Origin of the sequence: Sedimentitalea sp. XS_ASV28, assembly GCF_041224545.1 — a bacterium.
In the GTDB taxonomy this organism is placed as follows: Bacteria; Pseudomonadota; Alphaproteobacteria; order Rhodobacterales; family Rhodobacteraceae; genus Sedimentitalea.
Window position 1 is genome coordinate 125,175 of record NZ_JBGFGP010000143.1, and the last position, 12,911, is coordinate 138,085.

14 protein-coding genes are annotated in these 12,911 nt (G+C 61.9%); 4 read left to right on the plus strand and 10 right to left on the minus strand.

Annotated features, from left to right (window positions below):
• Positions 1 to 34: 34 nt before the first annotated feature.
• From AB9K34_RS13830 to AB9K34_RS13840, 3 genes are all read right to left on the minus strand, one after another.
• On the minus strand, positions 35 to 742 hold the full coding sequence (locus AB9K34_RS13830; RefSeq protein ID WP_369955011.1) for an EI24 domain-containing protein: 708 nt from the start codon (positions 740 to 742) through the stop codon (positions 35 to 37).
• A complete protein-coding gene (locus tag AB9K34_RS13835) occupies positions 739 to 1,317 on the minus strand; it encodes a nitroreductase (protein ID WP_369955012.1) in 579 nt (192 codons plus the stop codon). The genes AB9K34_RS13830 and AB9K34_RS13835 overlap by 4 nt, the downstream gene beginning before the upstream one ends.
• A gap of 77 nt (positions 1,318 to 1,394) precedes the next feature.
• Positions 1,395 to 2,510 carry a class II histone deacetylase gene (locus AB9K34_RS13840; RefSeq protein ID WP_369955013.1) on the minus strand — a complete coding sequence of 372 codons (1,116 nt, stop codon included), beginning with the start codon at positions 2,508 to 2,510 and terminating at the stop codon, positions 1,395 to 1,397.
• Positions 2,511 to 2,585: 75 nt separating this feature from the next.
• Between AB9K34_RS13840 and AB9K34_RS13845 the strand changes: the two genes are divergently transcribed.
• Positions 2,586 to 2,879: a DUF167 domain-containing protein gene (locus tag AB9K34_RS13845; protein WP_369955014.1), complete on the plus strand. Its 294-nt coding sequence runs from the start codon at positions 2,586 to 2,588 to the stop codon at positions 2,877 to 2,879.
• Here AB9K34_RS13845 and AB9K34_RS13850 read toward each other — a convergent pair.
• Positions 2,849 to 3,094, minus strand: coding sequence for a hypothetical protein (locus AB9K34_RS13850; RefSeq protein WP_369955015.1), 246 nt, complete (start codon positions 3,092 to 3,094; stop codon positions 2,849 to 2,851). The two genes, AB9K34_RS13845 and AB9K34_RS13850, sit on opposite strands and share 31 nt — an antisense overlap.
• A gap of 142 nt (positions 3,095 to 3,236) precedes the next feature.
• Here AB9K34_RS13850 and AB9K34_RS13855 point away from each other — a divergent pair, with 142 nt between their 5' ends.
• Both AB9K34_RS13855 and AB9K34_RS13860 read left to right on the plus strand, forming a co-directional pair.
• Positions 3,237 to 3,932, plus strand: a complete 696-nt coding sequence (locus tag AB9K34_RS13855; RefSeq protein ID WP_369955016.1) for a M48 family metalloprotease — start codon at positions 3,237 to 3,239, stop codon at positions 3,930 to 3,932.
• 82 nt (positions 3,933 to 4,014) lie between these two features.
• Positions 4,015 to 4,368 (plus strand): YigZ family protein, encoded by a 354-nt coding sequence (locus tag AB9K34_RS13860; protein WP_369955017.1) that lies wholly within the window; start codon positions 4,015 to 4,017, stop codon positions 4,366 to 4,368.
• Positions 4,369 to 4,412: 44 nt separating this feature from the next.
• Here the strand turns inward: AB9K34_RS13860 and AB9K34_RS13865 are convergent, their stop codons facing one another.
• On the minus strand, positions 4,413 to 4,661 hold the full coding sequence (locus AB9K34_RS13865) for a CDGSH iron-sulfur domain-containing protein (protein WP_369955018.1): 249 nt from the start codon (positions 4,659 to 4,661) through the stop codon (positions 4,413 to 4,415).
• 90 nt (positions 4,662 to 4,751) lie between these two features.
• Entirely contained in the window at positions 4,752 to 6,122 is a 1,371-nt protein-coding gene (gene rimO, locus AB9K34_RS13870; RefSeq protein WP_369955019.1) for a 30S ribosomal protein S12 methylthiotransferase RimO, read from the minus strand.
• Between the two features lie 100 nt (positions 6,123 to 6,222).
• Here rimO and AB9K34_RS13875 point away from each other — a divergent pair, with 100 nt between their 5' ends.
• Positions 6,223 to 8,181 carry an AsmA family protein gene (locus AB9K34_RS13875; RefSeq protein ID WP_369955020.1) on the plus strand — a complete coding sequence of 653 codons (1,959 nt, stop codon included), beginning with the start codon at positions 6,223 to 6,225 and terminating at the stop codon, positions 8,179 to 8,181.
• A gap of 69 nt (positions 8,182 to 8,250) precedes the next feature.
• On the opposite strand, the gene AB9K34_RS13880 is transcribed toward AB9K34_RS13875, so the two are convergent.
• The 4 genes from AB9K34_RS13880 to AB9K34_RS13895 are packed head-to-tail and all read right to left on the minus strand — an operon-like array spanning position 8,251 to position 12,852.
• Positions 8,251 to 9,747, minus strand: coding sequence for a phosphomannomutase/phosphoglucomutase (locus AB9K34_RS13880; protein ID WP_369955021.1), 1,497 nt, complete (start codon positions 9,745 to 9,747; stop codon positions 8,251 to 8,253).
• 21 nt (positions 9,748 to 9,768) lie between these two features.
• Complete coding sequence (kdsA, locus tag AB9K34_RS13885) at positions 9,769 to 10,602, minus strand: 3-deoxy-8-phosphooctulonate synthase (RefSeq protein ID WP_369955022.1); 834 nt, start codon at positions 10,600 to 10,602, stop codon at positions 9,769 to 9,771.
• Positions 10,603 to 10,604: 2 nt separating this feature from the next.
• Positions 10,605 to 12,215 (minus strand): capsule biosynthesis protein, encoded by a 1,611-nt coding sequence (locus tag AB9K34_RS13890; protein ID WP_369955023.1) that lies wholly within the window; start codon positions 12,213 to 12,215, stop codon positions 10,605 to 10,607.
• Entirely contained in the window at positions 12,193 to 12,852 is a 660-nt protein-coding gene (locus AB9K34_RS13895) for an ABC transporter ATP-binding protein (protein ID WP_369955024.1), read from the minus strand. The genes AB9K34_RS13890 and AB9K34_RS13895 overlap by 23 nt, the downstream gene beginning before the upstream one ends.
• Positions 12,853 to 12,911: the final 59 nt, after the last annotated feature.

Here is a 12,911-nt window from a genome sequence, read left to right on the forward strand (position 1 = left end):
CGGGCGATTCAAAATAGGTCAGGGCCGAAACAGGTCAGGCCGGGGCATCTCCGGCCCGTGCCTGCACCTTGTGAAAGATGTGGGTAAAGGTTGCCGCGCCGAGGATTGGTATCAACAGGTTGATCAACGGGATCGACAACGGGATCGCCATCAGCGTACCGGCCACCCAGATCGTCGTGCTGTATTGGGCGCGAAGCTGTTTGGCCCGCGTCCGACCGACCCTGCGCATGGCGGCGAGCATGAAATATTCCCGTCCAAGCAGAAACCCGTTCAGCGCCCAGAAGATGAGCGGTGCCAGTGGCGGGAACATGACATAGAGCAACAGCGCAACGATATTCGCCCCGATCAGCACTCCGAGAAAATTCACCGTGTCGCGCAGCGCATCGCCAAAGGGCACGCCGGGCACGTCGGGCAGGCCGGGATAATGCTTGTCCTCGACCGCCTGCGCGACCTCGTCAAGAAACATCGAGGTGATCGCAGACGCCACCGGCACCATCAGAAACACCGACAGAACCATCATCACGACAAGCGATGTCCAGCTCGCCAGATCCCCGAGCCATGTCACCTCTCCGATAAGGGGAAGTGTGGCATCATCGCCCACCAGAAAGCCGATCAGCCAGCCGAAACCGGCGGTTGCCGCGATCAGCAAAAGGATGGTCAGCGCCAGCCCGAGCAGCAGGACGCGACGAAAGCGCGGGTCGCCAAGTTGGCCGAGCGCCAGTGAAAACGATTGAAGGATCATGTGTCGCGCCATTCCGTGATGCTGTCGATATCGGGGCGGGGCCGCTCCGGAGGGGCCGAGCCTTCGGTCCCGATATGGATCAGGCCCGCAATGGATTCGTTCGGCGCGAGGTCGAACCCGTCTTCGCAGAAGGTGCGGTCATGGCTGACCCATCCGCTCAGCCAGTTGGCACCCCAACCCGAGGCGAGCGCCGCATTCAGCAGGGCCAGACACACCGCGCCCGCCGAATAGGTCTGTTCGATGGGTGGAATCTTGTCTGACGGTTTCTGTATCTCGATCACCGCCACCGCGAGGTGCCCCTGATCGAACTGGTTCCGCGCCTTTTCGATGTCTTGCGGTGCCTTGCCAAGGGCAATGCCGCGGGCTTCGGCCAGGTCCGCCAGACGCGTCATGGCGGCGCCTTCGATGACGATAAAGCGCCACGGTTCCATCTTGCCGTGATCAGGGCTGCGCGCCGCTGCGGTCAGAATCGGGCGCAGTTGCGTGCGGGTGGGGACCGGCGGAACCAGGGTCTTGGCCGGTCGGGACCTGCGGGACAGCAGGAAATCGAGCGCGGCGGCATTGGGATCGGGCATGGCGGTACCTTGTCTTGAAATCTGCCTGACATTTCGGCGTTCAGGCCACGGGTTTCAACCCGAAAACCGAGCCTTGCCTAGCCCACCGGCACGCGCAGAACCTCTGCCGCATCGCGAACGACCTCGCGCAGGAAGGCGTCGAACCGAGGTGACGGCTGGCGAATGTCAAAGGTTTCGGCCATCGGATCCGGCGCGGTGATAGCGCTCCCCGAGAGCGCTTCGATCGTGGCGTGGCCGCAGAACGGCACGTACATTTCGGAATACCCGCCCTCGTGTACAAGCACCAGTTTGCCATCGCAGAGGTCGCGCGCGGCGTCTTTCATCCGCAGCGTCATCTGCCGGAACGTATCGGCCGTGGCCAGCATGCGGGCCAGCGGATCACAGGCCGACGCGTCAAAACCGCAGGCGACGATGATCATGTCCGGTTCGAATGCATCCAGAGCCGGACGTACGATTTCATCCATCACCGCGAGATACGCGGTATGTCCCGCGCCGGCCGGAAGCGGCACGTTCAGGTTGAAGCCTTGGCCGGCGCCACGCCCACGATCACCGATCGCTCCGGTATCCACTGGATAATTGCCCTCCTGGTGAACGGAGATCGTCAGCACGTCGTCGCGGTCATAATAGATCGCTTCGGTGCCGTTGCCGTGGTGAACATCCCAATCCAGCACCGCGACCTTGCCCAGCCCATGACGGGCCTTCGCGGTTTCGATGGCGATGGCGATATTCGCGAGCAGACAGAAACCGTTCGGAAAATCAGGCAGGCAGTGATGTCCGGGCGGGCGCGACAGTGCATAAGCGTTTTCCAAACCACCGGTCAGAACCGCGTCTACCGCCGCAATCGACAGGCCCGCCGACAGCGCGGCAATCTCGAACCCGCCAGCGGCAAAGGGCGTGCGGAGGCCGAGCTCGCCACCGCCGGCATCGGACAGACGCTTGAACTCGGTCAGATAGCTCTCCGGGTGGACCCGCAGCAGATCATCCCATTCGGCGGGGGACGCGCTTTGTGCCGCCAGCTCGGCAGTCAGCCCGGTCACGTCCATCAGGTTCTTGAGACGCCGTTTGGTCTCGGGGTTTTCGGGCAATCCACCGGTGACCTGGGGCTGCACCAGCCCGCCGACGGGCAGCGTAAAGACATAATTGCCGCCAGCGTGCCAGAAACACCGTTCGTCCCAGAAAAACCCCGTGGTCATAAGAATGGCTCCCTTTCTTTGTCGATTGCCGGAACTCTATGGTGCTTTGCGTGCGGATTGGCGAAGACTGTACACATGGCACGACCGAAATCCAGAGACCTTCCCGACCTGGCCGATCTGGCGCAGCCGGGGCGGCAGATCACCGTTCGCGTAACGCCCAAGGCGGCGGGCCTTCGCCTGACGCGCGAGGGCGACGACCTGCGCGCCGCCGTTACCGCGCCGCCGGAAAACGGCAAGGCCAATGCCGCGGTGCGCGCCCTGCTGGCCAAGGCGATGGGGGTTGCACCGTCTGACCTCACCCTGCTGCGCGGGCAAACGTCGAGGCTCAAGGTCTTCATCTATTCCGGTTCGGGTACTTCCCGTAGCTGATAGACGCCCTCGGGCAGATCGAGCGCCGCCGCCAGATCGCGCAATTGCTCGGGTGACAGGGTGATCTTCTGGACACGATCCGTGCGCGGATCCAGTTGTTCGAGCGTCACACATTCTGCAAAGCTGTTGATCGTGATGTCTTCCTGCAACGGAGCATCGCCCTCGTCTATGAGGGTGATCACCGTGGCGTCGAATTCATGCTCTATCGTAAACATGCCTGCACCCTGACGCGGCAATCGGGACTTGGCAAGCACCCCGTGGCAGAAGCGTGAACATCCTCTACTGGCGGTGCCGCACTGCGGTGATTATGTTGGGATTTGTATCGTTCCGACCCGTGCCAAAGGATTGACTCCGACCATGCGCATCACTGCCCTGTTGTTTGCACCGGCCCTGTTCCTGGCCGCATGTGATGTGACTTTCCCCACCGGACAGGTTTCCGAAGAATGGGTGCTGACCCCCGAGGAGGCCGCGCAGAGCTTTGTCGAAGTTGTACGCGCGGTCGAACCGGTGGCCGAGCGCGAGTGCAGACGATACGGAACGGCACGCAATTGCGATTTCCTGATTGCGGTCGACCCGAATCCGCGGGCGCAGCCCAATGCCTTTCAAAGCGTTGACGAACAGGGGCGGCCGGTTCTGAGCTTTACCGCGTCGCTCATCGGCAGCGTTCAGAACGCGGATGAACTGGCCTTTGTGATGGGGCACGAGGCGGCACATCACATCGCCAACCATCTGGAGCGGCAACGCCGGTATTCTGCCGACGCGGCCGAGATTTTCGGCGGATTGGCAACGCTGACCGGCGGCGGCTCGGATGATGTCGTGCGAGCGCGGGAGATCGGCGCTGTCGTCGGCGCGCGCAGCTATGCCAAGGAGTTCGAGCTGGAGGCGGACAGGCTTGGCACCGTCATTACCTGGCGCGCGGGCTATGATCCGCTGGTCGGGGCGCAGTTCTTTACGCGCCTGCCCGATCCCGGCGACAGGTTCCTGGCCAGCCACCCGCCCAACAAGGCGCGCATGGACATGGTGGCCAGCACCCTACAATCGCTGGGCGGATAGCGGCGCGAAAACCCCCCGCAGCCGTTGGAATCGACATGCCGACCTGTCACAACGGGATCGAAGCGACCGATGGTGACTGAACGTGCAGATTTTCGATGGAATCGTGACCGATCGCGGCAGCAAATACGCTGTTTCGGGCGGCCCGGTAAGCAGCCGCGCCGAGGCGCAGGAGTTCATCAGCAGACTTTGCAAGGACCGGAAATTCGCCAAGGCGACACACAACACCTGGGGTGTCGTCCTGGAGGGCGAGGGTCCGGTCAAGAACGATGATGGCGAAAGCGGTGCCGGAATGGTGATCCTGCGCATGCTCGAACGTGCGGAATTGCGCGATCATATCGTGGTGGTGACGCGCTGGTATGGTGGCAAGAAGCTGGGCGGAGACCGGTTTCGGCGGGTGCAGGATGCCGTTCGCTATTATCTCGACAATCGTGCATGAGCCTTTGACCGGCAGGACAGGTGCAGGTCTCTGTGACCAGCGTGTCAGTCAGGCAGACCGGAGTGCGTTCCGTCGCAGAGTGGTGCTTTGCCCGTGTGCTTGCATCCACAGAAAAAGACTTTCTTGTCGGACTCGGCCGTATATTTCACTGGCACGAGACCGGTGCCCTTGTGGCTGCCATCGCAAAAGGGCTGGTTTTGCGAACGCCCACAGGCGCACCAGAAATAGCTTTTTCCTTCCGCCACGTCGACCCGATAAGGGGTTTTCCGCGCGATGATTGGTGCGTCTGACATGGCTGGGTCTCCCTGGCTGTGTCAGCCAAGGATAGCGTGCCGGGGGCATGAGGCAACAGATTTGCGTGTATCGCCCCGCGCGGTTCGGCGTCAGCGCCGAAGCTGGCCCCAAAGGTCGTACTCTCCCGCTTCGTCAACCGTGACATCAACGATGTCGCCGGGTTTCAACATGTCGAACCCTTCGTCGATGAACAGGTTGCCGTCGATTTCCGGCGCGTCCGACATGGTGCGGCAGGTCGCGGCGTCGTCGTCGACCTCGTCGACGATGACCTGCAGGGTCTGGCCTACCCTGGCGGCGAGCTTGGCTTCGGAAATCGCCTGCGCCTTTTCCATGAAGCGGTTCCATCGATCCTGTTTCACATCATCCGGCACATGGTCGGGCAGATCATTGCTGCGCGCGCCGTCGACGTTTTCGTATTGAAAACAGCCGACACGGTCGAGCTGCGCCTCGTCCATCCAGTCGAGCAGCGTCTGGAATTCGGCCTCGGTCTCGCCCGGATATCCGACGATGAAGGTGCTGCGCAGGGTGATGTCGGGGCAGATCGCCCGCCACGCAGCGATTTCATCAAGCGTGCGGCTGGCAGCGGCGGGGCGCGCCATGCGCCGCAGGGTGTCCGGATGGGCATGCTGAAACGGGATGTCGAGATAGGGTAGCACACCGTTTGCCGGATCGGCCATTAAAGGGATCAGGTCGCGCACGAACGGGTAGGGATAGACATAGTGCAGACGCACCCATGCCCCCAGCGAGCCCAGATCGCGGGCCAGCGGGATGATCGGATGCCTGACGTCTCTCTCCCGTGTATCGGTGCCATATGCCGAGGTATCCTGCGAGATGACGAGCAACTCGCGCACACCGTTCTCCACCAGCTTTTCGGCCTCGCGCAGCACCGCGCGGGCGGGGCGACTGGCCAGTTTTCCGCGCATGTCGGGGATGATACAGAACCTGCACTTGTGGTTACAGCCTTCGGAAATCTTGAGATAGCTGTAATGCCGGGGGGTCAGGGACACGCCACTGGCCGGCAACAGGTCGATGAACGGATCCGGATCCGGCGGCACCGCCACATGTACCGCATCGAGCACCTGTTCATATTGATGCGGGCCGGTGACTGCGAGAATTCGCGGGTGGTGTTCGCGAATATAGTCTGGCTCCGCCCCGAGACAGCCGGTCACGATGACCCGCCCGTTTTCGGCAAGTGCCTCTCCGATGGCATCCAGGCTTTCGGCCTTGGCACTGTCCAGAAAGCCGCAGGTATTCACGATCACCGCATCCGCACCGGCATAATCGGGCGAAATGCCATACCCTTCGGCGCGCAACCGGGTCAGGATGCGTTCGCTGTCGACCAGCGCCTTGGGACACCCGAGGCTGACCATGCCAACGGTGGGCTGGCCGGGGCGGGGCGCGTCGGTGAGACGCGCGCGTGGGGCGAGATCGGGGCGCAAATCGGGCGGGTTGGTGCTCATTCCCGTGCATATAGAGATGCCGTGACGCGATGCCTAGCCCCGACGATTGCGTCGCGCCGTACCGGTGATAGACTCGTCGCATGTGACGGAGGGTGCGGGTATGCGGTGGATTTTTAGAATAGCGGGTGCGCTGGTGATCGCGATCCTGTTCGGCGTGATCGGGTTGCTCCTGTTGCCGGATGAACGGATCGTTCGGATCGCCACCGAACAGATCGAGTCGCGGACCGGGCGGGAACTGACCGTTTCGGGCGATGTGTCACTGTCTTTCTGGCCGGTCCTGGGCGTGACAACCGGGCCGGTGACGCTGGGCAACGCCGAATGGGCCGGGCCGGAGCCGATGCTGAGCGCAAGCGGACTGTCGATCGGCGTGTCTGCCAGCGACCTGTTGACCGGCGCGGTGCGGGTAACGGGAATCGTCGCCAGGGATCCGATCCTGCGGTTGCAGACCGCGCCGGATGGGCGCGCGAACTGGGTGTTCGATGCCGCCCCTTCGCAAGCGAACGCGACGGCGGTCGAAGTCACCACGAATGATCAGGACCGGGAGACGCCGATCGCGCTCGATCTTCTGGAACTCAGAAACGGCACGTTGATCTATATCGAGGGTGGGGCCGCGCCGGTGACGGTTTCGGGTCTGGACCTGGATCTCGCATGGCCCGATCCGACAGGTCCTGCGACGATCAAGGCGGCACTGCGACCGGTCGGCGAAGAGATCGTACTGAATGCGGAATTCTCCGATCCGGCGGGTTTGATTCAGGGCGCGGTATCGCCGGTATCGATTGATGTGAAGATGCCCTCGGGCACGATTGCATTTGAAGGCCGGGTCAATACGGCAGGCGAACTGGCCGGTCGTGCCGATCTGAGCAGCGAGAATATCGGCGCAGGTTTCGCGGCGCTTGGTCTGCCCGCCATCGAACTGCCGGCGGGATGGGGCCCGGCGGTGCGGGTCGTTGCCGATGTCACCCACACTGCGGACGGTCGGCTGTCGCTGCGCGAGTTGCGCAGCGAACTGGGGCAGAACCGGCTGAATGGCGTCGTTGATGTCGTGTTGGGCGACGTGCCGCAGGTCACAGCCAAATTGTCAGCCGATGTTCTAACCTTTCCCGCGTCCCCGGCGGGCAGCGCAGGGGGTGGTGCCGGGGCGGCGCCAGGTGTTGCGGGCGACGGCTGGTCGCGTGATCCGATCGATGCCAGCGCCCTTGCCCTGGTGAACGCATCGGTGCGGCTGACCGCACAGGGCATCAAGACACCTGACCTGACCGTGGGGAAAACGCGGCTGCTGCTCGAGATCGACCGGGCGCGCGCGGTTCTGCATCTTGAAGATGTCTCGGTGTTCGACGGCCAGTTGCTCGGGCAACTGGTGGCGAACAACCGCAATGGCCTTTCGGTCGGTGGCACTCTCACCGCAGCGGATATCGACATCCTGCAGATACAGCGCGATCTGCTCGGCATGGAGCGGATACGCGGCAAGGCCGGAGGCGAGCTTCAGTTTCTGGGCGTCGGACAATCCGTGGATGCCATCATGCGGTCACTGTCGGGCAAGGGTGCGCTGCGCATGGGCCGGGGCGTGATCCTGGGCCTTGACCTCGACCGGCTGATGCGCGGAGACACGTCCAGCGGCGGAACCACGGTTTTCGACAGTCTGGGCGCCAGCTTTACCATGAGTGAAGGCAATGTCTTCAACGACGACCTGCTGCTCCAGCTCAGCAATTATCGCGCGGATGGCAAGGGGCGGATCGGGCTTGGTGCCCGGGATATCGATTACACCTTCACGCCCATCGCCCTGCGCGCACGCGGCGGGCAGGGATTGTCGTTGCCGATCCGGATCAGGGGGCCGTGGGGCAGTCCGCGAATCTGGGCCGATCTCGAAGCTGCCGCCAAGGCGAATGCTGATGCCAAGCTCGAAGAGCTCGAGGACGAGGCCAAAGCCAGGTTGACACGGAAACTTGCCGAAGAGCTGGACGTCGAAATCAAGGAAAATCAGGATGCGGAAGAAATCCTGAAGGACAAGCTCGAGGATGAGGTCAAGGACCAGCTCTTCAAGCTGCTTGGCCGGAACTGATCCGCGCATAAAGAAACCCGCCGGGGCAGTCACGCGGCCCCGGCGGGTGAGAGATATCGGTTCCGGGTGTCAGATCGTCTGGTCGTACTCGCCAACCGACGGTTCGGTGCGGATCACCGCGTCAAGATCGGCAAAGATCGCGCGCAATTCCGCCTCGCTCTCGGGGCTTTCGCAAACCACCACCAGATTGGGCGTATTCGATGAGGCGCGGACAAGACCCCAGGCGCCGTTATCGAGGATCAGGCGGGCGCCGTTCACGGTGACCACGGTGTCGATCTTGCGCCCCGCGATTGGCGTGCCCGCATCCGCCATATCGGTCAGCCTGGATACGATCCGTTCCAGCACCGCGTATTTTTCGGTGTCGGAGCAGAAAGGCGACATTGTCGGTGTCGAAAAGGTTTGCGGCAGCGCCTTGCGCAGATCGGACATGGATTTGCCCGGATTGCGGTCCATCAGCTTGCAGATTTCCACGGCGACGCGCATCCCGCAATCATAGCCCCGGCCTATGGGTTCGGCGAGAAAGTAGTGGCCCGATTTCTCGAACCCGGCCAGCGCGCCAAGTTCCTTGACCCGCCGCTTCATGTGGGAATGACCGGTTTTCCAGTAATCCGCCGTGATGTCGTGTTTCCGCAATTCAGGATCCGAAGCAAACAGCCCGGTCGATTTCACATCCGCCACGATGGTCGCTCCCGGATGCAAACGGGCCAGGTCGCGTGCCATGATGACGCCCACCTTGTCGGCAAAAATCTCTTCGCCTTCATCATCCACCACGCCGCAGCGGTCGCCGTCACCGTCAAAGCCGAGCGCGAAATCCGCACCCGACGCCTTGACCGTGTCGGCCATGTCGTGGAGCATCTCCATCGCTTCCGGGTTGGGATTGTAGTTGGGAAAGGTGTAGTCGAGGCGATTGTGGCTTGGCACGACCTCGACACCGAGGCGTTCGAACAATTCCGGCGCGAATGCGCTGGCGGTGCCATTGCCCGTGGCGCAGACCACCTTGAGCGGACGGGACATGCGGAAATCACCCACCAGATCGTCCAGATAGGCCTCGCGGACGCCATCGACAAATTCGTAGCTGCCGCCGGGCCGTGGTTCACCAAGCCCGCCAAGCACGATGTCGCGCAGTTCCGCCATCTCGTCCGGGCCATGGGTCAGGGGACGATCGAACCCCATCTTGACGCCGGTCCAGCCATTCGGATTGTGGCTGGCCGTAACCATCGCAACCGCGGGCACGTCCAGGTGAAACTGGCTGAAATAGGCCATCGGCGACAGCGCCGGGCCGATATCCCTGACCTGGATGCCGGCCTGCATCAATCCCAGGATCAGCGCGTTCTTGATGCTGAGCGAATAGTCGCGGTAATCGTTCCCGACCGCGATTTCCGGCCTGATCCCGCGCTTCTGCATCTGGGTGCCAAGGCCGAGGCCAAGCGCGGTCATTCCCGGCAGGTTGATTTCGTCCGGATACTTCCAGCGGGCGTCATATTCGCGAAAACCGGTGGGTGCGATCATCGGATCGCGCAGGAATTCCCAGGTGTTCGGCGTCACCGTGGCGGCAGGTCTGGTCATGAAATAGGTCCGGGTGCTGGTTCAAATTACGACTGGGTTTGCCTTAGCAACCCTGTCCAGTTGCATCAACGTATCAATCAGCGCTGGCATCTGGTCGAGATAGATCATGTTGGGTCCGTCGCTGGGCGCGTTGTCGGGATCCTGATGCGTCTCCATGAAGATGGCGGCGACCCCGATAGACGCCGCCGCGCGGGCCATGACCGGGGCAAATTCACGCTGGCCACCGGAACTGCCGCCGCGCCCGCCGGGTTGCTGCACGCTGTGGGTGGCATCCATCACGACAGGATAGCCGGTCTGCGCCATGATCGGCAGGCTGCGCATGTCGGCCACAAGCGTGTTGTAGCCAAAGGAAACGCCGCGCTCCGTAAGAAGGATCCGCTTGTTTCCGGTGCTCTCGATCTTGTCGACGATGTTGCCCATTTCCCAGGGCGCCAGAAACTGACCCTTCTTGACGTTGATGGCCGCACCGGTGTTGCCGGCGGCCAGCAGCATGTCGGTTTGCCTGCACAGAAACGCCGGGATTTGCAGGATATCCACGGCCTCGGCGGCGGGGGCGCATTGCGCTTCGGTATGCACATCGGTCAGCACCGGGACGCCGATGGAGGTCTTGATATCCGCCAGCACTCCAAGACCCGCATCAATGCCCAACCCGCGTTTGCCCGCAAGGCTCGTGCGGTTGGCCTTGTCGTAACTGGCCTTGAACACGTATTGCGCGCCGGCGGCCTCGCAGGCTTCTTTCATGCGGCCGGCGATCATCTGGGCGTGATCCGCGCTTTCAAGCTGGCACGGTCCCGCGATGATCGTAAGCGGGCAATCGTTGCCGACAGTCAAACCGGCGATGTCAATCTGTGTCATGTTTAGGATGCTACCTGTTCGCGCAAGATGGATGCAGTAAGGGATACCATCAGATAGATGCCCGAGAAAATCAGGAATGCAAGGAGCGTGTTCTCGAACCCACTCGGGTAGCTGGGCGATTCGCTGGGTACCGGTTCGACCGAGACCGTCAGATATCGGACCTGCCGATTGGCTTCCATCCGGGTCTGTTCGACCTGTTGCAGCGCGGATTGCAGCATCATGTCCCGCGCCGCGAGGTCGGCCTGCGCCATCTGGATGTTCACAGAAAGCTGCGCCAGCGAGTTTTCGCCCTTGGAGGCATCGATCATGCGGGCATTGAGCGACGCGAGCAGGTTCTCCAGCCGCCGGATATCGCCATTGGTACCTTCGACCTTGGCCTGGTTCGGGCGGGCATTGTCCATAAGTGCGGCAAGTTGCAGCTGTTTTTCCTGTAGCTGGACTTCCACATTGTTGATCTGACCGCGCAGGCTGGCGATCACCCCCTCCGGATCCAGCAGAGCGCCCTGCTGCTGCAATTCAACAAGCGCCTCCTGTGCCTTGCGGCGCTCTTCCTGCGCGGCCTCGAAACCGTCAATGGCATCTTTCATCTGATCGCCACGCTTTTGCTGGGACAGGCTGTTGACCCGCGCCTCGGCATAGGAAATCAGGCGTGTGGAGAATTCGGTGCTGACCAGCGGGTCGGGCGACGACACCTCCATCCGGACGACGCCCTCGGTCGGATCATAGCCGATTTTCACGTATTTCTTGTAGGTCTTGTAGGCCTCTTCGTTGGTGGCGTCGGGGCTCAGCCGCTGGATCGGATCTATCCAGTCCTGGTTGAACTGATCCTTGAATCCGACATCACGATCCAGCCGCAGCATTGCATCCTTGGATTGCAGGTAGGACTGTACCGCGATGGAATCCTGGGTGGTGGCGAATTGCGTGCCCGACAGCAAACCGCCAAGTCCAGAGCCACCCGAATTGTCGGCTTTCAGGATCAGGAATTCAGATTTTGACGAATAAATCGGCGTCGCATAGTGGAAATAGTAGAGGCCCGCCAGCAGGGTTGGCAACAGAACGAAAAAGCTCAGCCGCCCCATCAGATACAGCAGCTTGCGCCGCCTGCGCCGCATCATGTCGCGCTGGATCTTGCCAATTTCATGTTCGCGCCGCTCGGCCGGGCTCAGTTCGACCGAAGGCAATGACGGTGCGTCGCCCGGCACGGTTTGCGGCAGCTGGACACGCGGTGCAGTGTCGTTGCCCTCTGCGTCCTCTGCCTGTGGCACGACGAGTTCGAGCATGTTCGAGCGCTTGAACGGATCGATACCGTTTTGCCGCAGCAGGCGCACGGCATCCAGGTCAGAGGCGGCTTGCAGGTTATGTTTCTGGGCGACGCGGCGCGCCATGCGCAACTGGCGCCCGGTCAGCCCCTCGGCCTTGATCGCTTCGATCTCGGCCTCATCCGACAGCGACGGCGCGGCGTCTTCCCCTGCCGCTTCACCGGTTGTGCCGTCCCGATGATTGGCGGCGGCCTCGGCAAGATCCGGTGGCGGCAGATCGTCAGGATTGCCCTGGCCGGTATCGGCGGCATTTCGCCGGTTACGGTATTTGTTAGCCTTGGGTTTGGTAGTCATAAAGCTGTTTCGCCTCTTCCAAGGTTTCGAACATGTGAAGGCGCCCGTCCATCAGCACTGCGGCAGAATGGGCAAATTGCTCGAGCACCGCAGGCTGGTGCGATACGATGACGATCGTGGTGGTCGCCAGCCGCTCCTGCAGAATATCGCCCGCTTTCCTGTTGAATTCCACATCGGTGCTTCCCGGCATGCCTTCGTCGATCAGGTACATATCGAAATCGAGCGCCAGCATCAGCGCAAAAGACAGCCGGGCGCGCATTCCGGACGAATAGGTGCCCAGAGGCTGGTCGAAATACTCGCCCAGGTTACAGAGCCAGCGGCAGTAGGATTCAACATAATCCGGATCGATTCCATAGATTTTCGCGATGTAGCGACAGTTTGCCAGCGCCGATACCCGTTTTTCGACCCCGCCCATGTATCCAAGGGGAAAAGATACCCTGCATCGGCGTCTGATCTCGCCCTCATCCGGCTTTTCTATCCCCGCCATCATGTTGATCAACGTCGTCTTGCCGGTGCCGTTCGGCGCAAGGATGCCGAGCGAATTTCCCAGATCGACGCGAAAGGTCGCCTGATCCAGGATCACCTTGCGACGGGTGCCGGTCCAGAAGGATTTGCTGACATTGTCGAATTCGAGCATCGATTTGCTGTTCCCGCGACCGGCGCCGCATGCTGCATGAGTTTGTCGTCTTTTCCCAG